Raw genomic sequence first — 21,344 nt, forward strand, 5'->3', positions numbered from 1 at the left:
AACGAATCCGACCAAAATCAATATGCCAGTGTTTATCACCGTATCGTGAGCGATCAATCGAGACGCACCACAAACGCATTTTCTGCACCTGCCTTCCAGGCCGCACGCAGCAGAGCATCATTTCCACCCTTCTCGGCCACGACTGTCAACTCGTACAACTCACTGGTTTCGGTCGGAATCTTCGTGAGCGTAAATCTGATTAAGCCTGGCAATGAAGCCTGAACCTGCTTGGCCTCTTCAAGCGTCTTGAATGTGCCAATCTCAACATATTCGCCGTGTTCCTCGGCTTCACGACGCTTCCAGGCGCTTGAGATCGCATCCTTGGTCAGGATGCTGCCATAGGCGCGCTCTTTGGCATAGGCCGTTGCTGCAAGCCGGTCAGACGCATAGCCCGCGAGACCGCTGACACCGGCAGCATTAGCCACTCCGAAGCTTGAGCCAGGGCGCTGCGACGGTACCGGTACATTTGCCGGTAACATTGGAGCTGCTCCACCCGACGGATCGCTATAAGCAGGATCGACTGCAAACGGTGAGTTTTCAGGTATAGGCGTGGACACCGGAACCGCGTCCATTACAGGCATCGGAACGCGTGACTTCGGTGAGGTCGGCGTCGGCCCGTTCATTGCCATCATGACGCCAGTTGCGGGCTGGCCGATCGCATCGCCACCTGCCGGACGGTACGACGCCATCAGAAATGCATCATCATTGCCGTTCAACGGAGCTCTTCCGACATATTCGACCTTCACATTCGCTGTACCGTGATGCTGATAATCAAGCATTTCGGCAGCTTTCTGGGAAAGATCGATCACGCGATCATATTCGTATGGACCACGGTCGTTCACACGCACGATCACCGAACTGCCATTGGCAAGATTGGTCACGCGGGCATAGCTCGGCAACGGCATCGTTGGATGCGCTGCGGTCAGATGCGTCATGTCATAGACTTCACCATTGGCAGTCAGACGACCATGGAAAGCTTCGCCATACCAGGAGGCATGGCCGACCTTGACGTATTTCTTGTCTTCTTTGGGATAATACCAGCGCCCCTTAACCTTGTATGGCTGACCGGTCTGATCGCGCCCGCCACCACGTGGTAGAGGCTTTCCTTTCGAAAAGGCTACGCGTGGGCTGGCTTTCACGCCATATTTGGATTCGGCGAAATATTCCTTCGAGCGCTTTGTCTTCGATTTCGGCTGCGGTGCCGATGCACAACCCGCCAAGGCAACAGCAATGGCCATAAACGACAACAGAACGACAGAACCGCGCCTATCGCGCAGCTTCACTGCCTTGCCGTTGACCGAATGTTTCAGCCCTCGTTTCGAATCCATACGCCACACGCCCGTTACTCAACAACGCAACCGGAAACGCTGGTCACGCCTTTTAGAATTTAGTGATGTCACCGATTCATTGACGGATCATTAAAGCTTTTGAAATTCCGCGTATTTTGAGTCGCATTGAACGGCACGGGCTCAACGCGGACGCGCCATGAATGTCCTGACTTGTGGAACAATCGCTCATTCGAAACGTTGAATTTTCAACAGGAAGGAGAACAAAAATGTTGAGAGCAATGATCCTTTGGCTGATGGGGGTTCCACTCGTTGTCGTGCTGCTTATCTGGTATTTTTTCTTTTAAATGTGGAACGTTCAGACCCTTCAATCGTTATTCATACGGCTCTTATGACCTCCGAGCCAGTCACCTAACGTCATGGATTAGGCCCGCTCCAACAAGGCGGGTCTTTTTTTGCGTGATCAACATCACGGCCTCAATTTTGAATCTGGCATGTAAACATTGATTGCTTTGCGCAGCAGACGAAAATGGGCAGGTGTCCAGGTTGACAGTTCACCATCTGTGTTTACGGCACGCGGCTTCTTGGTGCGCACAATAACTTCGGTCGTCGGGAAAGCCCGTACATCATCCCATTTGGAATGGGTACCGCGACGCAAGCTTGGAAGCAGGCGCAAAAGCTTCCACCAGTGATCGACTTCCAGACTATAGAAATCCAGCTTACCGTCATCCACTGTCGCATCCTTTTCGACAGCCATACCGCCGCCGTAGAATTTTCCATTCCCGACAGAGACTTGCAACGTACGGATTTTCTCTGTCATGCCGTCATGTTCCAGATAGACTGTGAAAAGCTCGGAGCGCATGAGGATGCGCGCTGCGACAATCGCATAACCGAGCTTCCCCCATTTCTTCTTCGCCGCGGAACTCAGTTGCTGCGCCAATTCAGCACTGAAACCGATACTTGCGACATTGAAATAAAGGTGACCGTTCACCTCACCCAGATCGATGGGCTGCACCTCGTAGGATGCAAGGCGACGCGCTGCCTCAACTGGATCGGCAGGAATGCCAATGGTTCGGGCAAAATCGTTTGCGGTTCCCAGCGGAAGGATTGCAAGCGGCAATCCGGTTTCCATCAATCCTTTGGCCGCAGCGTTCAGCGAACCGTCGCCACCACCGACAATAACCAGATCGCAATCTCTTTCACGAAGGATCACATCTGAAATTGTTTCATCGTCCTGCGGATTTCGTTCTATGAGCTGGAGGCCACCGCGTTCCAATGCTGCACGAATATCCGCGCCGTATCCCCTGCCATTTCGGGCATGTGGGTTTACGATAAGTAGTGCTCGGCGCTTTGTGGTCTTACCCATGGACTTCCTGTCATCTGCAACAGCCTGCAAATCTGGCTGCATGGTTGGGAGCGTTACCTGCAGATGGCCTCTCAATCTTGGATATCAATGGAATGGTTCATGAAAAATTTGTCACGGTACTGTAGTGTTTCGTGAGGTCATGAGACCGCATGTAGTGACAAGGCCGACCTGTCGACAAAACAGTTTGACGAGACCAGAAAGAGAACATAGTTTGGCAAAACCAACTGTAAAACTTTCTAAAGCGGCCTCGTCGAATTTGTCGCTAATCGACTGAACTACATTACAGTTTGCGGGTATGATGTAATGGTAGCCTGTCAGCTTCCCAAGCTGAACGCGCGGGTTCGATTCCCGCTACCCGCTCCAACATAATCGCTCGCACAAGTGTCAGAGACTAGCGAACATTTTCTCCGGTTTTTGGATCGACCTTCACCTCCACCTTGGCGCCAGCCTTGGTGACATATTCGATCTCGTAATAACCACGATCATTCCAGTCGACTTCATCAATGAAAGCAGTATCCGCATTCTGTTCGATTTTCGCGATTATTTCCGAAAGTTTGGTGCCTTCCGGTGGCGGAGCGGCATAGGCCGCAGCAACAGACAGACCGAGAAACAAAGTCGTAACAGCAAGACGCATGGTTATCTCCTTTAGCTATCCTAAAAGAGTAGGACTTCAGGCGTCTTCTTCAAGGCTAATGAGCATTACTTTATGATGGGGCTTATCGAACCGGTGAAGGTTTGATCTATCATCGCAGAGAGTTTAGGCTCTGCTCCAGACAAGATGACGACGATCGCTAGCATCAATATCAAAGGCGCAGCAAGAATGCCGCTCCTTACAGCCGGTTCGAGAATGCGCCGGGTTTTCTTGCTTCGCGTGGATTGCTGATCTCTCATGCAACTAACAGTAGTCGAGCAGACTTAATCGCCTATTAAATAATGTAGTTAATGCGTTATTAGCGCCCAACTACCGCTTAGTTTCCCTTGTTGCCGCGATATATATTGACCCCTAGCTCACGAATTTTCTTGCGCAGCGTGTTCCGATTTAATCCCAGAAGATCTGCCGCCTTGATTTGATTTCCACGTGTTGCCGTAAGACAGGCAAGGATCAAGGGATATTCCAGTTCCGCCAGAACCCGATGATAGAGACCTGGAGGCGGCAGGTCGGCACCGAATGACGCGAAGTAACGCTGCATATTCTGCTCGACAGCCTGCGATATGGAAATGTTCTCCATATCGCCACCACCGGCGGGAACGATATCCGGCTTGGCCAACTCAGACTTCAATTCGGTTTCGATGATCTCCGGCGATATTTCCTCTTGCGGATAAAGCGCCGCCAGTCTTCGCACGAGATTTTCCAGCTCACGCACATTTCCAGGCCATGGGTACCGGCGCATCATTTCCAGGCCAGCAGTGCTGATACGTTTTTCGGGCAGACCTTCTTCGGCAGCCCGCTTGAAAAAATGGCGCACGAGATCCGCCACATCCTCGCTGCGCTCGCGAAGCGGCGGCAAGCGCAGAGGCACGACATTCAGCCGATAATAAAGGTCTTCGCGGAAAAGTCCTTGTGCAATCAACTGCCGCAAATCCTTGTTGGTTGCTGCAACGATGCGCACATCGGTCTTGATCGGCGTGCGTCCGCCGACTGTCATATATTCGCCCTGTTGCAGCACACGCAAAAGTCGGGTTTGTGCTTCCATCGGCATATCACCGATTTCGTCGAGAAACAGTGTTCCACCATTCGCCTGCTCGAAGCGACCGCTCGAGCGGTTTTGTGCGCCGGTAAAAGCGCCCTTCTCGTGCCCGAACAACTCAGACTCAATCAGGTCGCGTGGGATTGCCGCCATATTGATCGCAACAAACGGTCCTTTTCGACGGCGTCCATATTCGTGCAGGGCGCTCGCAACCAGTTCCTTGCCCGTACCGGATTCACCCGTAACCATCACGGTCAAGTCCGTCTGCATCATGCGCGCCAGCACCCGGTATATTTCCTGCATCGCAGGCGAACGGCCCACCAGCGGCATGTTATCTGCTTGCTCATCCGATAGAGCGGCAATGGGCTTGTGTTTTGGTTCAGACAGCGCACGACCGACGATATTAATGAGTTCCGTCAAATCGAATGGCTTCGGCAGATATTCGTAGGCTCCCGCCTCGGATGCCCTAATTGCCGTCATGAATGTGTTCTGCGCGCTCATCACCAGAACCGGCAGGTCGGGACGCATCTTCTTGATGCGCGGCAGAAGATCAAAGGCATTCTCGTCCGGCATATTGACGTCTGTAATGACCAGATCACCATCACCTGCAGCCACCCATCGCCAGAGCGAGGCAGCATTGGAAGTTACGCGCACATCGTAGCCTGCTCGCGACAATGCCTGGTTCAGCACGGTCCGAATGGCTGCATCGTCATCCGCCACCAATATGGTTCCCGTCGGACGTCCTGCGATCATGCGTTATCTCCAGTATTTCCAGCTGCCAGTTCAGTATTTTTCCATGCGGGCATCAGAACGCGGAAAGTCGTTCGCGAAGGATGGCTGTCACATTCGATAATGCCACCATGATCGCCAATGATCTTCGCAACGAGTGCCAATCCCAGCCCCGAGCCATTGGTCTTCGTGGTCACGAACGGATCGAACAAATGCGGCAGCATATCCTGCGGCACACCTGGACCATTATCATGCACACAGAATTCGAGAGGCAGCGCCACCCTGTCCCGTGCGCCCGGCACCTGTAGACGAATGCCTGGACGATAAGCCGTGGACAGGACAATCTCGCCGCCCTCACGATCGCCTATGGCTTCCGAGGCATTCTTCAGGAGATTGAGAAAGATCTGCACGAGCTGGTCACGATTGGCGAAAACCGGCGGGAGAGAAGGATCATAATCTTCCACAAAGCGGATCTTCCGTGCGAACCCGTTCTTCGCAATCGCCTTCACATGATCCAGAACCGCGTGAATGTTGACCGCAGAACGCTCGATGGGGCGCTCGTCCGAGAAAACTTCCATGCGGTCAACCAGTGAAACAATCCGATCCGTTTCGTCGGTAATGAGGCGCGCAAGCGCTCGATCTTCATCGCTGACAACCTGCTCCAGCAATTGTGCCGCACCGCGGATACCGGATAAAGGGTTTTTGATTTCATGGGCCAGCATTGAGGCAAGCCCGGTCACGGACCGCGCAGCACCTCGATGCGTCATCTGGCGGTCTATCTTTTCAGCCATCGTCTTTTCCTTGAAGAGGATGACCACAGCTCCCGGCAGCTCCGCTACAGGCGCTACGTAAACATCAACGATGCGCTCTGCCCCAAGACGCGGCGACGAGACATCGACGCGATATTCGTTCACCGGCATCTGACTGGTGCGAACCTGATCGACGAGTGCCAGAAGCGGGCTGCCGAAGGGCAGAAAGGATTCCAGCCGGTTGCGCGCCAGAATGGACGAGCCGGAACGAAAGAACTGTTCCGCGTCCAGATTGGCATAGGCGATATAATTCTCGGCGCTAACCATGATAACCGGTTGGCTGATCGCATCGAGTACAACAGACGGAATACCGTTCGTTTCGGTTCTCTCGCGCATCAGGCAACCTCTTTGAGCGCGGTTTCAGGAACTTCGCGCATGAATATACGACGCAAGGCATCGATGACGGCTTTCCGGTCAGTCAGGGTCATGACTTCTGCTTTCTCGATTGGCGTACATGCAGCGCCAGCATGACGATCAAGATACCAGCCGAGATGTTTGCGCGAATGACGGATGCCCGTCGTACTTCCATAATGCTCGAGCATATCTTCGTAGTGCTTTATAATATAATCAAGAATTTCACTTCGTGACTGTGGGGCAAGATCGCTTCCAGCAATTGCACCGGCCAGCCATGGTTGTCCATAAGAGGCACGCCCAACCATCACGGCATCCGCTCCGGAACGGCGTAAAATTTCCTCCGCATCAGGTCGACACGCCACGTCTCCGTTGGCAATCAGAGGAATCCTGACTGCATCCCGGACGGCGTGAATTGCATTCCAGTCCGCTTTACCTTCATAGAACTGACAACGCGTGCGCCCATGGACAGTCACCATGGCAATACCGGCTCCTTCAGCGCGCCTTGCAAGTTCAGGCGCGTTGACGCTTTTCTCGTCCCATCCCAGCCGCATCTTGAGTGTGACCGGAACGCGGACCGCATTAACCGTGGCCTCGACGAGGGTCATTGCGTGATCGAGATCGCGCATCAGCGCAGATCCCGAATAACCGCCCGTCACTTTCTTGGCCGGACACCCCATATTGATATCGATGATATCAGCGCCTTCACCTTCGGCGATCCTGGCCGCCTCGCCCATCCAGTGTGCTTCTCGTCCCGCGAGCTGCACGACATGCGTTCCAAGCCCTTCACCCGAAAGACGCAGAAGGCTTTCCTTGTGACGGTTACAGAGTTCGGCGCTGGCGACCATTTCAGACACGACCATGCCAGCGCCAGCCTCTGCGGCACGCCTGCGGAACGGAAGGTCCGAAACGCCAGACATCGGCGCGAGGAAAACGCGATTGGCAAGGGCCACATCGCCAATGGTCAAAGGTTGATCGAGAAAACTCACCAATAAATGCCTATTTGATGTGCATAGTGCAATTAGCACATACATTAATCAGTCTCAATTTTCAACGCAAGGAAAAGCGCGCGCAAAATCACGATAAATCAATTGCCGTCTGGCATTTATCTGCGCAAGGCATTATTCGGCTTGAAAAGGCAAATTTGAACAGATGCAACCTTTGGCAGAGGCGACAACCATTTCAAAGATAGCAGCAGTCATTGTGGCAGCTGGCCGCGGAGAGCGAGCCGGGCAGAGCATCGAAGGGCCGAAACAATACCGGCGCATCGGTGGCGAAGCCGTACTTGCCCGCACTTTGCGCGCTTTTATCGACTGCCCGCTGGTTGATAGCATCGTTGTCGTCATTCATCCAGACGACCATGTGCTTTACGAACGCGCCCTCCCGGAAAACTGCGGCACCATTCTCGTCGTGAATGGCGGCGCTACCCGGCAGGAATCAACGCGCCTTGGTCTCCTCGCATTGCGAGATTATGCGCCGCAATATGTCATGATCCATGATGGTGTGAGACCGTTTGTCAGTCAGGATTTACTGAAGCGTATCGTCGAAAATCTCGCGCCTGATGAAGGCGTTCTACCGGCTCTGGCAGTTTCGGACACTCTCAAACAGTCAGCCACAGACGGAACAGTAAAAACGACGGTGCCTCGCGTTGGTCTTTTTGCTGCACAGACCCCCCAAGCATTTCCCTATACGCCAATCCTTGATGCACATGAAAAGGCCTTCACGATCAGTCGCTCTGATTTCACGGATGATGCTGCCATTGCCGAATGGCAAAGTATCGCTGTCCGCATCATCGAAGGATCGGCGGACAATACCAAGCTTACCTGGGCAAAGGATATCGAAATGGCTGACAAACGCCTGCGGCAAGACCAAGTCTCGTTTCCCGACATTCGTACTGGCAATGGTTATGACGTCCATTCCTTTGAACCCGGCGATCATGTGACGCTGTGCGGTGTGAAAATTCCCCACGAAGCGAAACTCAATGGCCATTCAGACGCCGATGTTGGACTTCATGCGCTGACCGACGCCCTGCTTGCGACGCGAGGAGCGGGTGATATCGGCACGCATTTCCCGCCTTCCGACCCACAATGGAAAGGCGCTGCTTCCCGCATCTTTATCGAACATGCTGCCAATATCGTGCGTGAAGCTGGCGGTCGTATCGCCAATGTCGACGTGACCTTTATCAGCGAAGCACCGAAGATCGGCCCACATCGTGCAGCAATGACGGAAGCTCTTTGCGACATGCTGGGAATTGCCGCCGATCGCGTTTCCATTAAAGCCACAACCAACGAAAAACTTGGCTTCGTCGGACGCCGTGAAGGTATTGCTGCCATTGCAACGGCAACCGTCATCTATCCCGGCGAGGTTCCCGAATGAGCGCGCTCATCGCAGAAGACAAAGCTATTGCCGTGCTGGAAGCCTGCCGCAAGGCCGGTGTAATGATCGCGATGGCCGAGTCTTGCACAGGCGGGCTTATAGCTGGATCTCTGACCGACATCGCCGGTTCATCCGATGTCGTGGATCGCGGCTTCGTTACTTATTCCAACGAAGCGAAAGCCGAAATGATCGGTGTTCCGATGGAATTGATCAATCGCGTTGGCGCTGTCTCGAAAGAAGTGGCGCTTTCCATGGCTGAAGGGGCACTTTCTCGCTCCCGCGCCGGTGTAACGGTGGCGGTTACGGGCGTTGCGGGGCCAGGCGGCGGTTCCGATGAAAAACCTGTCGGTCTCGTGCACATCGCATCGGCGCGAAAAGGCCACCCGCCCCTTCATCGCGAATACCATTTCGGTCCAAAAACCAGAGCCGAAATCCGCCACGCGACGGTTTTCGCCGCACTGGACCTCGTTCTGGAAAACCTTCGATAATCTGAAGCATATACTTTTATCTGTCGCGCCCTATCCTTGTCTTTGATCAGACAAGGAGAACATGGCGATGCGTTTCGATGGTAAGGTGGCAATCGTTACAGGTGGGGCAAGTGGCATCGGCGAAGCGACTGTTCGGGCTTTTGTTCGCGAGGGAGCGAATGTCGTTATCGCGGATTATTCGGAGCATGGCCAGCAACTGGCCAGCGAGCTTGCAAGCGGCACCGAACGGGCAATATTCGTCAAAACCGATGTAACCGATACGAAAGCCGTGCAGGCGTTGATTGCAAAAACCGTCGAAACTTATGGTCGCCTCGACATTATGTTCGCCAATGCAGGCATCGCCGCAGATGGCCCGATAGACGAGCTGGATGAAACTGCATGGCAGAAAACCATCGATATCAACCTTACCGGTGTCTATCTTTGCGATAAATACGCGATTGACCAGATGCGCTCACAGGGCGCCGGAGTGATCGTAAATTGCGGCTCCATTCACAGTCATGTCGGGAAATCCGGCGTCACCGCCTATGCGACTGCAAAGGGCGGCGTAAAACTTCTGACGCAGACACTTGCCATTGATTACGGTGCGCAGAACATCCGGGTGAACGCGGTTTGTCCCGGCTATATCGATACGCCGCTTCTCAAGGATATACCCGACGACAAGAAACAGGCTCTAGTAGCCCTGCATCCTATAGGTCGTCTCGGTCGCGCCGAAGAAGTAGCCAGCGTCGTGCTTTTTCTGGCAAGCGACGAATCTTCCTTCGTCACGGGAGCATCCATACTGGTCGATGGCGGCTATACGGCGCAGTAAAAGCACATCCTGAAAAGTGTGAAACGGTTTTCAGATAAGATGTGCGTGAAAAGAAAAAATGAGAGCCCCGGAAAACCAGGGCTTTTCTCAGGTTAGTCCGTATATCTGATCGGCCCGCTTCTCAAACGCTTCGGAAAATTTTTTGAAAGCGAGATCGAACATCGTTCCCATGAGAAGACCGAGGGTACGGCTCTTGAACTCATAATCGATGAAAAACTCGACATCGCACTCACTTCCGTCTCCCACCGGCTTGAAGGTCCAGCGGTTGTCGAGATAGCGAAACGGCCCGTCGAGATATTTTACATCAATGACGTTTTCCTCGGGCTTCAGCAGCACCTGACTGGTGAATGTCTCACGGATAAGCTTGTAACCAACTGTCATGTCGGCAATGAGAAGAGACTTTCCGTCACGCTCCTTGCGGGAGCGAACAGACAAGGCCTCGCACATTGGCAGAAACTGCGGATATTTCTCGACATCCGCAACGAGACCGAACATTTGCTCTGCCCGGTGATGTACCCGCCTGACGGTCGTAAACTGCGGCATTTCCTGTCTTAGGCCCGTGCAGCGATCTGCGCCTCACGCGCGGCTCTCAGCTTCGCGAAATCATCGCCAGCGTGATGCGATGAACGCGTCAGCGGACTGGATGCAACCAGCAGGAAGCCCTTCGTCCGACCAATCGTCTCGAACGACTTGAATTCGTCGGGTGTCACGAAGCGAATGACAGGATGATGCTTGCGGGTCGGCTGAAGATATTGGCCGATGGTCATAAAATCCACATCAGCCGAACGCAGATCGTCCATCAACTGAAGGATTTCGTTCCGCTCTTCGCCAAGACCGACCATGATACCGGACTTGGTGAAAATGGTTGGGTCCAGTTCCTTGACGCGCTGCAGCAGACGGATCGAATGGAAATAACGAGCGCCAGGACGAACCTTCAGATAACGCGACGGCACAGTTTCCAGATTGTGGTTGAACACGTCGGGACGGGCTTTCACCACGACTTCGAGAGCGCCTTCCTTGCGCAGGAAATCCGGCGTCAGGATTTCAATCGTGGTAGCAGGAGTAGCTTCGCGGATGGCCTGAATGACCTCAGCAAAATGCTGCGCACCACCATCGGCAAGATCGTCGCGATCCACCGATGTAATAACCACATGCATCAAGCCCATCTGCTTGACGGCCTTGGCAACATTCTCGGGTTCGTTCGGATCGAGCGCAGTCGGGATACCGGTCGAGACGTTACAGAAAGCACAGGCACGCGTGCAGATCTCGCCCATGATCATGAAGGTCGCGTGCTTCTTTTCCCAGCACTCGCCGATGTTCGGGCAACCTGCCTCTTCGCAAACCGTGACCAGCTTGTTTGAGCGAACGATATCGCGCGTTTCGCTGTAGCCGCGTGAGACAGGAGCCTTGACACGAATCCACTCGGGCTTCTTCAGGACAACATTGTCCGGACGATGCGCCTTCTCTGGATGCCGCTCACGCTTGCCTTGGTTCACCAGATCGAGAACTGTAACCATGCTTTTTCCTGCCTATCCGAAGCATTTTCATGAATGGACCTGAAATGCTCCCAAATTCGGTTCGGTCCTAATCCCTGCCCTCAACCCTGTCAACTTGAGCGATTTGCTACTCATCGCCGCGCCGCCAGTCCAAGAGCCCGGAAAACTAATGCCCATATCAGGCCAAATACCAAGCCTGCAGCGCCGAGCGCCAATGTGAGTACCCAGACACCATACCAACCGGTTATGGCCACTCCGTTGACCGATATGGTGTTGCCGCCAAGAACACTCAAGGTGCCGGCTGCAAAGCCCAGCACCAGTCCTCCAACAGTACACCACTTAATGATCGGCCAGGCGGCACGCCGCCATGGCCCTCCGTTCTCGATCAGCGGAATGAGTGTCCCTCCGTATTATGCGTTCAGCACACGACCATACGCATCCAGAACGCTTTCCTTCATCATCTCGGAAAGGGTCGGGTGCGGGAAGACCGAATGCATCAGCTCTTCCTCAGTCGTTTCAAGGTTCATGGCGATCACGAAACCCTGGATGAGTTCAGTCACTTCCGCACCGACCATATGAGCACCAAGCAGCTGTCCCGTCTTCTTGTCGAAGATGGTCTTAACCAGTCCCTGATCTTCACCGAGCGCAATCGCCTTGCCATTTGCAGCAAACGAATAGCGACCAACGCGGATATCGTAGCCCTTTTCCTTGGCCTTTGCTTCGGTCAGACCAACGGAAGCGACCTGCGGATTACAATAGGTGCAGCCTGGAATCATGTTCTTTTCGAGCGGATGAACATTCGGAAGGCCTGCAATCTTCTCGATGCAGATAACGCCTTCATGCTCGGCCTTGTGTGCTAGCATTGGCGGACCGGCAACGTCGCCGATAGCATAGATGCCAGCAACGTTGGTCTTGCCATATCCATCAATGACGACGCATCCACGGTCTGTTTTCACACCGAGTGCTTCAAGGCCAAGATTTTCGATATTACCCTGAACGCCAACTGCCGAGATCATACGGTCCACGGTCAACGACTGCGTCTTGCCGTCCTTGGTCTCGATATGGGCGGTCACATTATTTGCACCCTTCTCGACCTTGGTAACCTTGGCATCGGTAATGATCTTCAGGCCACGCTTTTCAAGCTGTTTGCGCGCGAGTGCGGAAATCTCCGCATCTTCAACCGGCATGATCTGCGGCATCAATTCCACGACCGTCACGTCAACGCCCATGTCATTGTAGAAAGAGGCAAACTCGATACCAATCGCACCCGACCCCATAACCAGCATGGACTTCGGCAGTTCCTGCGGAACCATTGCTTCGAAATAGGTCCAGATCAGCTTGCCATCCGGCTCAATGCCCGGCAAAGAGCGCGGACGTGCGCCAGTGGCGACGATAACGTGCTTCGCCTTGTAGGTGCCCTCCCCCAAAACGCCCTTCGGAACAGGGTTCTGCGGTTGCATCGGCTGCTTTGACGACTTGCCGACCGAAATCTCAACCGGATTGTTGCCCGAAGCAGCCTTTACAAGCTTTGCCTCGCCCCAGATCACGTCGATCTTGTTCTTCTTCATCAGGAAGCCGACGCCGCCATTAAGACGTGCGGACACACCGCGCGACCGCTGTACCACAGCCGTCACATCAGGTGTGATCGTTCCTTCCAGCTTCAGACCGTAATCCTTGGCGTGTTCGCCAAAATGCAGGATTTCAGCCGAGCGCAAAAGCGCCTTGGTCGGAATACAGCCCCAGTTGAGGCAAATGCCACCCAGATGTTCACGCTCAACGATAGCCGTCTTCAGGCCAAGCTGCGCAGCGCGGATTGCGGTAACATAACCACCCGGGCCCGAGCCGATAACAATAACGTCGTAAATGTCGGCCATATTGTCCTGCCTTTGCTCAGTTCACTTCTCGGGTGAGCAGCACCCAGTCGTGTCTTTTGTCCTGCCCAATGCGTTCTATCGCTTCGAGCCGCTCAATTTCCTTGAAACCATGGGCGCCGTAAAGGGAAAGCGCCACATCGTTGTGGCTTTCGGTTATCAGGCTGATTGCCGGATTACCGTTCCGGTACGCCAGGTCGATCTCGTTGGCGACGAGTGCACGGCCAATACCTTTGCCGCGAAACTCCCGATAAACGCCAACACTATCTATAAAACGGTTGCCAATGACCTTGCGCTGCATCGCGATCAGCTGATCCGTAACCGGATGTTTTTCAGGCAGATCGTTGATACTTTCGTCCACAGTGAAGCCGATGGAAAGCCCAGCAATATCGCCGGCCCATTCGGCTATGGTCGCGCTCTGCCAGCCTTCGCTCCCGTCAGCGCGCATATATTGCCGACCGCGTTCCATGGCCGTTTCGGTTCGCCCGTCAAGAACGGCCCCGTACCAGAGCCATGACGCAAAACCGTGCGAAGAGATATCGACAAGAATGGCGATCTCTGCGGCTTCACGGCGTTCAGCCGGGCGTAGGTTCGGTTGTCCAGCCATTCAAAAACCTCAGGCGTCGAGTTCAGCAGAACGCGACGCCCTTGAAGTTGATCAATCAGACCAGCATACCCATCGGGTTTTCGATGTGACGCTTGAAGGCCTGTGCAAGTTCAGCAGCCAACGCGCCATCGACGGCACGATGATCGGTTGAAAGGGTTACAGACATAACGGTCGCAACCTTGATTTCACCGTTCTTGACCACTGCACGCTGCTCACCTGCGCCGATTGCGAAAATGGTTGCATGCGGCGGATTGATGATCGCGGCAAAGTCCTTCACGCCAAACATGCCAAGGTTGGACACGGAGGTCGAACCGCCCTGATATTCTTCAGGCTTCAGTTTGCGATCGCGCGCACGCTTGGCAAGGTCCTTCATCTCATTGGAGATAGCGGACAGCGTCTTCGAGTCCGACTGACGCACGATTGGTGTAATCAGACCGCCCGGAATGGAGACTGCAACGCCGACATCAGCACGCTTGTGCTTGACCATACCGCCTTCAGTCCAGGAGACATTGGCTTCAGGAATGTCACGCAGTGCAAGAGCAACAGCCTTGATCACCAGATCGTTGACAGAAAGCTTGTAGGCCGGAACCTCACCCTTTTCAGTCTTGATCATCGGTGCAGCTGCATTGATCTGCGAACGCAGAGCCAGAAGTGCATCCAGTTCGCAATCAATCGTCAGATAGAAATGCGGAACAGTCTGCTTCGATTCCACCAGACGGCGGGCAATGGTTTTACGCATACCATCGTGAGGAACGATCTCGTAGGTGCCTTCCTCAAAGAGCTTGAGAACGGTTTCATCCGACATCGGCTTCGGTGCGGCAGCAGAGGCAGCTTCCGCCTTCGGCGCAGCAGCCTTGGCACCACCGGAAGCCAGAGCAGCTTCCACATCGCGCTGAACGACACGGCCGTGCGGACCGGTACCCTTCACAGCGGCGATATCGACACCGGATTCCTTGGCGATACGGCGTGCAAGCGGTGACGCAAACACGCGGTCACCCTTATTCGCAGCAGCAGGCTGCTCTGCCTTGGTTGGTGCAGGCACCGCTGCAGGAGCTGCGGCTGGCTTCGGCTCTTCCTTGGGAGCCTCGACCTTCGCTTCTGTCTTCGGAGCAGAAGCCGCGCCCTTTGCTGCAGCCGCCACGTCCTCGCCTTCTTCGGCGAGGATAGCGATCAGCGCATTGACCTTGACGCCTTCGGAGCCAGCGGGAACCACGAGCTTGGCAATCGTGCCCTCGTCCACAGCTTCCACTTCCATCGTGGCCTTGTCGGTCTCGATTTCAGCAATAACATCGCCAGGAGCGATCTTGTCGCCTTCCTTGACCAGCCATTTCGACAGGTTGCCTTCTTCCATCGTCGGAGAAAGCGCTGGCATGGTGATATTGATCGGCATGTCCAGACCCTTTCGTTACGCGGTATAGGTAACGGCTTTCACCGCTTCGACCACTTCGGCGACAGTCGGCAGCGCCAGCTTTTCCAGATTTGCCGCATAAGGCATCGGAACATCCTTACCAGCAATGGTCAGGATCGGCGCATCGAGATAATCGAAAGCCTGCTGCATGACGCGGGTGGCGATTTCCGTACCAACGGACGACTGCGGGAAACCTTCTTCCACAGTCACAAGTCGGCCAGTCTTCTTGACCGATTCGACTACAGTTGGAATATCCATCGGGCGGATCGTGCGCAGATCGATGATTTCAACATCGATATCCTGCTGGGCCAGCTCTTCAGCCGCCTTGACGGCGTAGGTCATGCCGATACCGAACGAAACAATGGTGGCGTCCTTGCCCTGCTTGTGAATGCGGGCCTTGCCAATCGGCAGCACGAAATCGTCAAGCTTTGGTACATCGAAATGATGACCGTACAGGATTTCGTTTTCGAGGAAGATCACTGGATTCGGATCGCGAATGGCAGCCTTCAGCAAGCCCTTGGCGTCGGCTGCCGTGTACGGCATGACGACCTTGAGACCCGGAATGTGGCTGTACCAGGCCGCATAGCATTGCGAGTGCTGGGCAGCAACACGCGCAGCCGCACCGGACGGACCACGGAAGACCATCGGAGCGCCCATCTGTCCGCCGGACATATAAAGCGTCTTGGCAGCAGAGTTCACGATCTGGTCGATTGCCTGCATGGCAAAGTTGAAGGTCATGAACTCAACGATCGGACGCAGACCTGCAAAAGCAGCCCCTACACCTACACCGGCGAAACCATGTTCGGTGATCGGGGTATCTACAACGCGCTTGGAACCGAATTCATCGAGAAGTCCCTGAGTTACCTTGTAAGCGCCTTGATATTCGGCAACTTCTTCACCCATAACGAAAACGCTCGGGTCGCGGCGCATTTCTTCGGCCATCGCATCACGAAGCGCTTCACGAACGGTCGTAGAAACCATTTCGGTGCCAGCCGGAATGTCCGGGTCGGACGCGACTTCGAGTGCTGGAGCCTTTGGAGCAGCCGGAACAGAATCAGTCTTCTTTTCTTCGGCTTTTGGCTCTTCCTTGGCTTCGCTCGATGGTGCCTCGGCTTTGGCGGCCGGAGCAGAACCGATATCGGAAGCGCTTTCACCGTCACCGAGAAGCACGGCAATCGGCGTATTGACCTTCACGCCTTCGGTGCCTTCATCGACAAGAATTTTGCCAATCGTGCCTTCATCGACAGCTTCGACTTCCATCGTCGCCTTGTCGGTTTCAATTTCGGCGATCACATCGCCGGACGTAACCTTGTCGCCTTCTTTCTTCAGCCATTTGGAGAGCTTGCCCTCTTCCATGGTTGGGGAAAGTGCGGGCATGAGAATTTCTACGGGCATGACAACACCTTCCTGGAATTAGAGCAGAATATCCGTGTAGAGCTCGGATGCATCCGGCTCCGGATCGTTTTGAGCGAAATCAGCAGAATCAGCGACAATGTCGCGGACATCCTTGTCGATTTCCTTCAGCTCTTCCTCGGTTGCCCAACCCTTGTCGATCAGACGCTGCTTGACCTGCTCGATCGGATCATGCTCGGAGCGCATCTTCTGCACTTCTTCCTTCGAGCGATACTTTGCCGGGTCCGACATGGAGTGACCGCGGTAACGGTAGGTCTGCATGTCGAGAATGATCGGCCCCTTGCCCGAACGCGTCCATTCCACGGCCAGATCCGCAGCAGCCTTGACCGCACGAACATCCATGCCATCCACCTGGATACCCGGAATATTGAAAGAGAGACCGCGCTTCGAGAAGTCCGTTTCTGCGGACGAGCGCGAAACCGATGTGCCCATGGCGTAGCGGTTGTTCTCGATGATGTAGACTACCGGCAGCTTCCATAGCGATGCCATGTTGAAGCTTTCGTAGACCTGACCCTGATTGGAAGCGCCATCGCCGAAATAGGTCAGCGTTACATTGTCGTTGTCGCGATAGCGATTCGCGAATGCGAGGCCTGTGCCGAGTGAAACCTGCGCACCGACGATACCATGACCGCCGTAGAAGTTCTTCTCTTTGGAGAACATGTGCATGGAGCCGCCCTTGCCCTTGGAAAGGCCGCTGCGACGTCCGGTCAGTTCAGCCATCACGCCGCGCGCGCTCATGCCCGCTGCAAGCATATGACCATGATCGCGATAGGCGGTGATGACCTGATCACCTTCCTTCAGCGCCATCTGCATGCCGACCACCACGGCCTCCTGGCCGATATAAAGGTGGCAGAAACCACCAATGAAGCCCATGCCATAAAGCTGGCCGGCTTTTTCTTCGAAACGCCGGATCAACAGCATTTCGCGATAAGCGTCCAGCTCCTGCTTCTTGTCGAAGTTCACAGGTGCAGGTGCCTTGGGTGCAGTCACAGAAGACGCCTGCGTTTTGCTAGCAGGCGACTTTTTAGCCCTCGGTGCCATATCTCGCTCCCTAAATTGTCGTTCTATTGTGACGTTATACGGGCATATCACAAGATACAATATGCGCCCAGAGCATAGCTGCTATGTCGCCAAGCCCTTAAAAACATATCACAAAAAGACAATTAACCGGATTTCAGTTAATTTGAACGGTCTTCCCTGGAGGTGATAATTGTCACTTCATCGGGATGGGAGAGATTAAGCGCCCTGCGTGCCTGCTCGTCAAGCATATCCTTCTCGATGGAACCATCGCGCAAAAGCGTGACTCGTTTTTCGAGCGCGTTGCGATCTGCCGTCACTTGTTCGAGCTGCTTGGCCAGAAGACTTTTCTGCTCTTCCAGCTGGATACGGGAGTAAAGACCATATTCGCCGTGATAGGCGTGAAAGCCGAAGTAACTCAGAAATGCAGCCGTCAGAATGGGCAACACAAAACGCCCACGGATCGATTTACGCTTCTGCTTGGTCCACATTTCGGCTTCCTTCCCGGATATTCGGTGCCACTACGAATCCTGCGAAGGGCATCAATCCGAATTCCACCATCAAGCATTATTTTGCTTAACAGAGATTTACCAAGAACCGATGTCAGGAGCAGTCGGGACTAGTTTTCGTAACAGCTGGAAGAAGTGAACCTCGCGCAAACCATTCAAACCCGTCAGGAATCGAGAACGGCTCATCATAAGACGAGCCGCTCATTCAGATTGATAAAATGTTTGACAGGATCAAACATCTACAATTGTGGAAAACCCGCCCATGATCATGCGCTTGCCGTCGAATGGCATCTGGTCACCCATCGCCTTCATACGCGGATCACTCATCATTTTGCTATTTGCAGCGTCGCGCGTTGCCTTGTCGGGATATTCGAACCAGGAGAAAACAACCTCCTCGTCGGCCTCGGCCTTAACCGCACGTCGAAAATCGGTGACCTTGCCATCCGGCACATCATCCCCCCATGCTTCGACCATACGCGTCACGCCAAACTCCTTGAATAATACAGCAGCTTCGGCGGCATGCTTGCGATAAAGTTCCTTGTTCGCCTTGGGGACGGCGACAACAAATCCTTCGATATAAGCCATTTTCTCTCTCCCGTTGTTAACTCCCCCACGGCTTCATCATCTGAATTCCAAGCCGCTGCCTCATCAGCTCAAACACCAATGCAATAACATTGATATCAATATAATTGCATTCGGTCAAATGCCGAGCATTGGAAGTCATATAGGGCGAAAACGAAAAAAGGCGGACCGAAGCCCGCCTTTATCAGTCTCAGAGAAAAATCAGAGGAACTTCAATGCGCTGCGACCTGCATAGCGGGCCTGCTTGCCAAGTTCTTCCTCGATACGGATCAGCTGGTTGTACTTGGCCGTACGGTCCGAACGGGCCAGCGAGCCAGTCTTGATCTGACCACAGTTGGTAGCAACCGCGAGATCGGCAATCGTCGAATCCTCGGTTTCACCCGAACGATGCGACATGACGGCAGTATAGCCAGCCTTATGAGCCGTTTCGACCGCGTCGAGCGTTTCAGACAGCGATCCGATCTGGTTGACCTTGACGAGAATCGAGTTGGCAACGCCCATACGAATACCGTCACGGAGACGAGCGGAATTGGTGACGAACAGGTCGTCACCAACGAGTTGGCACTTGTCGCCAATAAGATCGGTCAGGTACTTCCAACCTTCCCAGTCGTCTTCAGCCATACCATCTTCGATAGTGACGATAGGATAGTCGCTGGCGAGCTTGGCGAGATACTTGGCCTGAGCCTTTGGATCGCGCGTCTTGCGTTCGCCTTCATAGACGTAATTACCGTCCTTGAAGAATTCGGTCGCAGCGCAGTCGAGGCCAAGAGCAATATCTTCACCCGGCTTGAAACCGGCCTTTTCGATCGATTCCATAATGAAGTCGAGCGCAGCCTGGGCATTCTTCAGATTAGGAGCAAAGCCGCCTTCATCGCCAACATTGGTGTTGTGACCGGCATCCTTCAGACGCTTCTTGAGGGTATGGAAAACTTCCGAGCCATAACGAACAGCTTCACGAACGGACGAAGCCCCCACTGGCAGAATCATGAATTCCTGGAAATCAATCGGATTGTCAGCATGTGCACCGCCGTTGATGATATTCATCATGGGAACCGGCAGAACATGTGCGTTTGCGCCACCGACGTAGCGGTAAAGTGGGAGACCGGTTGCCTGGGCCGCAGCCTTGGCAACGGCAAGCGAAACGCCCAGAATAGCGTTGGCGCCGATGTTGCCCTTGTTGGCCGAGCCGTCAAGCTCGATCATCGTCTGGTCGATAAGCAGCTGGCTTTCCGCATCCATGCCCGCAATAGCGTCAAAAATCTTGCCATTGACAGCTTCGACGGCCTTTTCCACACCCTTGCCGAGATAGCGGCTGCCACCGTCACGCAATTCTACAGCTTCATGCGCGCCAGTCGATGCGCCAGACGGAACCGCAGCACGTCCGAAAGAGCCGTCTTCAAGCACAACGTCCACTTCGACGGTCGGGTTGCCGCGGCTGTCGAGGATTTCGCGGCCGACGATGTCGATGATTGCAGTCATAGGAACCAGTCCTTCCCTATAGATTGCCCCGCCAGATGTGCGAGGCGCTTAACAAATCCGATGCGGCCATTTCTTAGCGCATAATCCTGAAACTTTGCAGACATTTCAGAAAAGATTATGCACCAGGCCAATTTTTAAGCCCTAACCGCAAAAAAGCGGCGAGAATGGCTTAGCGAAACAAAAGGCGGAGGAAAATCCCCCGCCTTTTTAAATTCTCCGAGAACTGTTTAAAGCCCTTTCGCGATACGATCGAAAGCCATCAGCTTTTCGAGGAGCGCGGGCATTTTATCCACCGGCACCATGTTCGGGCCATCGGAAGGAGCATTGTCCGGATCCTGATGCGTTTCGATGAAGAGCCCGGCAACGCCAACGGCTACAGCTGCGCGTGCCAGTGTCTCAACGAATTCGCGCTGACCACCCGACGAACCACCTTGCCCGCCTGGTTGCTGTACGGAATGAGTCGCATCGAACACAACCGGTGAACCAAGGCCTGCCATGATCGGCAAGGAACGCATATCGGAAACGAGCGTATTATAGCCAAACGAAACACCGCGTTCGGTCGCCAGCACATTCGGATTGCCACTTTCCGTAATCTTGGAAAGAACATTCTTCATGTCCCACGGCGCCAGAAACTGACCCTTCTTGACATTCACGACACGTCCCGTCTTTGCGGCAGCAATCAGCAGATCGGTCTGGCGGCAGAGAAATGCCGGGATTTGCAGGACATCGACCACAGGAGCAACTGCGGCGCACTGCTCTTCAGTGTGGATGTCCGTCAGCACCGGAAAGCCGAACTCCTTCTTGAGATCGGCAAAAACTTCCATTGCCTTTTCGAGGCCGATTCCACGCTCAGCCTTCAAGGATGTGCGATTGGCCTTGTCGAAGCTGGACTTGTAGACAAGACCGATGCCGAGCTTATCGGTCATCTCCTTGAGACGGCCCGCCATATCGAAGGCGTGTTCACGCGTTTCCATCTGGCACGGGCCCGCTATCAGGGCAAACGGCGCACTGTTTGAAAAAGTAACGTTTCCGATTTTTACGGATGAATTGGCAGTCGCCAT

At 54.2% G+C, this 21,344-nt stretch carries 21 protein-coding genes and 1 tRNA gene; 4 read left to right on the forward strand and 18 right to left on the reverse strand.

Features of this window, described 5'->3' with window-relative positions; genetic code table 11:
- Nucleotides 1-53: 53 nt before the first annotated feature.
- Nucleotides 54-1,328 carry a septal ring lytic transglycosylase RlpA family protein gene (locus ABDF71_RS08100; protein WP_500061462.1) on the reverse strand — a complete coding sequence of 425 codons (1,275 nt, stop codon included), beginning with the start codon at nt 1,326-1,328 and terminating at the stop codon, nt 54-56.
- Between the two features lie 427 nt (nt 1,329-1,755).
- Nucleotides 1,756-2,652: a lipid kinase gene (locus ABDF71_RS08105; RefSeq protein WP_029376096.1), complete on the reverse strand. Its 897-nt coding sequence runs from the start codon at nt 2,650-2,652 to the stop codon at nt 1,756-1,758.
- A gap of 289 nt (nt 2,653-2,941) precedes the next feature.
- Here ABDF71_RS08105 and ABDF71_RS08110 point away from each other — a divergent pair.
- Nucleotides 2,942-3,015 (forward strand) — tRNA-Gly (locus ABDF71_RS08110).
- A 28-nt stretch (nt 3,016-3,043) separates the two neighbouring features.
- On the opposite strand, the gene ABDF71_RS08115 is transcribed toward ABDF71_RS08110, so the two are convergent.
- The 4 genes from ABDF71_RS08115 to dusB all read right to left on the reverse strand — a co-directional run bounded on the left by ABDF71_RS08115 (nt 3,044) and on the right by dusB (nt 7,218).
- A complete protein-coding gene (locus tag ABDF71_RS08115; RefSeq protein WP_029924719.1) occupies nt 3,044-3,286 on the reverse strand; it encodes a PepSY domain-containing protein in 243 nt (80 codons plus the stop codon).
- A gap of 334 nt (nt 3,287-3,620) precedes the next feature.
- Nucleotides 3,621-5,093: a nitrogen regulation protein NR(I) gene (gene ntrC, locus ABDF71_RS08120; protein WP_029924717.1), complete on the reverse strand. Its 1,473-nt coding sequence runs from the start codon at nt 5,091-5,093 to the stop codon at nt 3,621-3,623.
- A complete protein-coding gene (locus ABDF71_RS08125; protein ID WP_010660018.1) occupies nt 5,090-6,214 on the reverse strand; it encodes a two-component system sensor histidine kinase NtrB in 1,125 nt (374 codons plus the stop codon). Before ABDF71_RS08125 ends, ntrC begins: the two co-directional genes overlap by 4 nt.
- Nucleotides 6,214-7,218 carry a tRNA dihydrouridine synthase DusB gene (gene dusB / locus ABDF71_RS08130; protein WP_200892867.1) on the reverse strand — a complete coding sequence of 335 codons (1,005 nt, stop codon included), beginning with the start codon at nt 7,216-7,218 and terminating at the stop codon, nt 6,214-6,216. Before dusB ends, ABDF71_RS08125 begins: the two co-directional genes overlap by 1 nt.
- Before the next feature lie 163 nt (nt 7,219-7,381).
- Between dusB and ABDF71_RS08135 the strand changes: the two genes are divergently transcribed.
- The 3 genes from ABDF71_RS08135 (at nt 7,382) to ABDF71_RS08145 (ending at nt 9,901) form a co-directional block, all read left to right on the forward strand.
- The gene (locus tag ABDF71_RS08135; protein ID WP_500061463.1) at nt 7,382-8,605 is read left to right on the forward strand and encodes a bifunctional 2-C-methyl-D-erythritol 4-phosphate cytidylyltransferase/2-C-methyl-D-erythritol 2,4-cyclodiphosphate synthase; all 1,224 of its coding nucleotides are present in this window, start codon (nt 7,382-7,384) and stop codon (nt 8,603-8,605) included.
- Entirely contained in the window at nt 8,602-9,093 is a 492-nt protein-coding gene (locus ABDF71_RS08140; RefSeq protein WP_010660015.1) for a CinA family protein, read from the forward strand. The genes ABDF71_RS08135 and ABDF71_RS08140 overlap by 4 nt, the downstream gene beginning before the upstream one ends.
- Before the next feature lie 67 nt (nt 9,094-9,160).
- The gene (locus ABDF71_RS08145) at nt 9,161-9,901 is read left to right on the forward strand and encodes an SDR family NAD(P)-dependent oxidoreductase (protein WP_437260129.1); all 741 of its coding nucleotides are present in this window, start codon (nt 9,161-9,163) and stop codon (nt 9,899-9,901) included.
- A gap of 87 nt (nt 9,902-9,988) precedes the next feature.
- On the opposite strand, the gene ABDF71_RS08150 is transcribed toward ABDF71_RS08145, so the two are convergent.
- The 12 genes from ABDF71_RS08150 to kdsA form a co-directional block, all read right to left on the reverse strand.
- Complete coding sequence (locus tag ABDF71_RS08150; protein WP_029924707.1) at nt 9,989-10,444, reverse strand: type II toxin-antitoxin system RatA family toxin; 456 nt, start codon at nt 10,442-10,444, stop codon at nt 9,989-9,991.
- A gap of 8 nt (nt 10,445-10,452) precedes the next feature.
- Nucleotides 10,453-11,418: a lipoyl synthase gene (gene lipA / locus ABDF71_RS08155; RefSeq protein ID WP_437260079.1), complete on the reverse strand. Its 966-nt coding sequence runs from the start codon at nt 11,416-11,418 to the stop codon at nt 10,453-10,455.
- 110 nt (nt 11,419-11,528) lie between these two features.
- The gene (locus tag ABDF71_RS08160) at nt 11,529-11,714 is read right to left on the reverse strand and encodes a hypothetical protein (protein ID WP_043062028.1); all 186 of its coding nucleotides are present in this window, start codon (nt 11,712-11,714) and stop codon (nt 11,529-11,531) included.
- Between the two features lie 93 nt (nt 11,715-11,807).
- Entirely contained in the window at nt 11,808-13,271 is a 1,464-nt protein-coding gene (lpdA, locus tag ABDF71_RS08165; protein ID WP_036586703.1) for a dihydrolipoyl dehydrogenase, read from the reverse strand.
- 16 nt (nt 13,272-13,287) lie between these two features.
- Entirely contained in the window at nt 13,288-13,875 is a 588-nt protein-coding gene (locus ABDF71_RS08170; protein ID WP_043062029.1) for a GNAT family N-acetyltransferase, read from the reverse strand.
- A 55-nt stretch (nt 13,876-13,930) separates the two neighbouring features.
- Entirely contained in the window at nt 13,931-15,265 is a 1,335-nt protein-coding gene (locus ABDF71_RS08175) for a pyruvate dehydrogenase complex dihydrolipoamide acetyltransferase (protein ID WP_010660008.1), read from the reverse strand.
- A 15-nt stretch (nt 15,266-15,280) separates the two neighbouring features.
- A complete protein-coding gene (locus ABDF71_RS08180) occupies nt 15,281-16,678 on the reverse strand; it encodes a pyruvate dehydrogenase complex E1 component subunit beta (protein WP_151663032.1) in 1,398 nt (465 codons plus the stop codon).
- 18 nt (nt 16,679-16,696) lie between these two features.
- A complete protein-coding gene (gene pdhA, locus ABDF71_RS08185) occupies nt 16,697-17,737 on the reverse strand; it encodes a pyruvate dehydrogenase (acetyl-transferring) E1 component subunit alpha (RefSeq protein ID WP_012091970.1) in 1,041 nt (346 codons plus the stop codon).
- Between the two features lie 137 nt (nt 17,738-17,874).
- On the reverse strand, nt 17,875-18,204 hold the full coding sequence (locus tag ABDF71_RS08190; RefSeq protein ID WP_010660005.1) for an FtsB family cell division protein: 330 nt from the start codon (nt 18,202-18,204) through the stop codon (nt 17,875-17,877).
- A gap of 249 nt (nt 18,205-18,453) precedes the next feature.
- On the reverse strand, nt 18,454-18,807 hold the full coding sequence (locus ABDF71_RS08195) for a DUF1428 domain-containing protein (RefSeq protein ID WP_010660004.1): 354 nt from the start codon (nt 18,805-18,807) through the stop codon (nt 18,454-18,456).
- 198 nt (nt 18,808-19,005) lie between these two features.
- Nucleotides 19,006-20,283 (reverse strand): phosphopyruvate hydratase, encoded by a 1,278-nt coding sequence (gene eno / locus ABDF71_RS08200; RefSeq protein WP_029924698.1) that lies wholly within the window; start codon nt 20,281-20,283, stop codon nt 19,006-19,008.
- A 227-nt stretch (nt 20,284-20,510) separates the two neighbouring features.
- Nucleotides 20,511-21,344: a 3-deoxy-8-phosphooctulonate synthase gene (gene kdsA, locus ABDF71_RS08205; RefSeq protein ID WP_010660002.1), complete on the reverse strand. Its 834-nt coding sequence runs from the start codon at nt 21,342-21,344 to the stop codon at nt 20,511-20,513.

The sequence above is a fragment of the Ochrobactrum sp. WV_118_8 genome (assembly GCF_039631535.1).
GTDB lineage: Bacteria > Pseudomonadota > Alphaproteobacteria > Rhizobiales > Rhizobiaceae > Brucella > Brucella anthropi.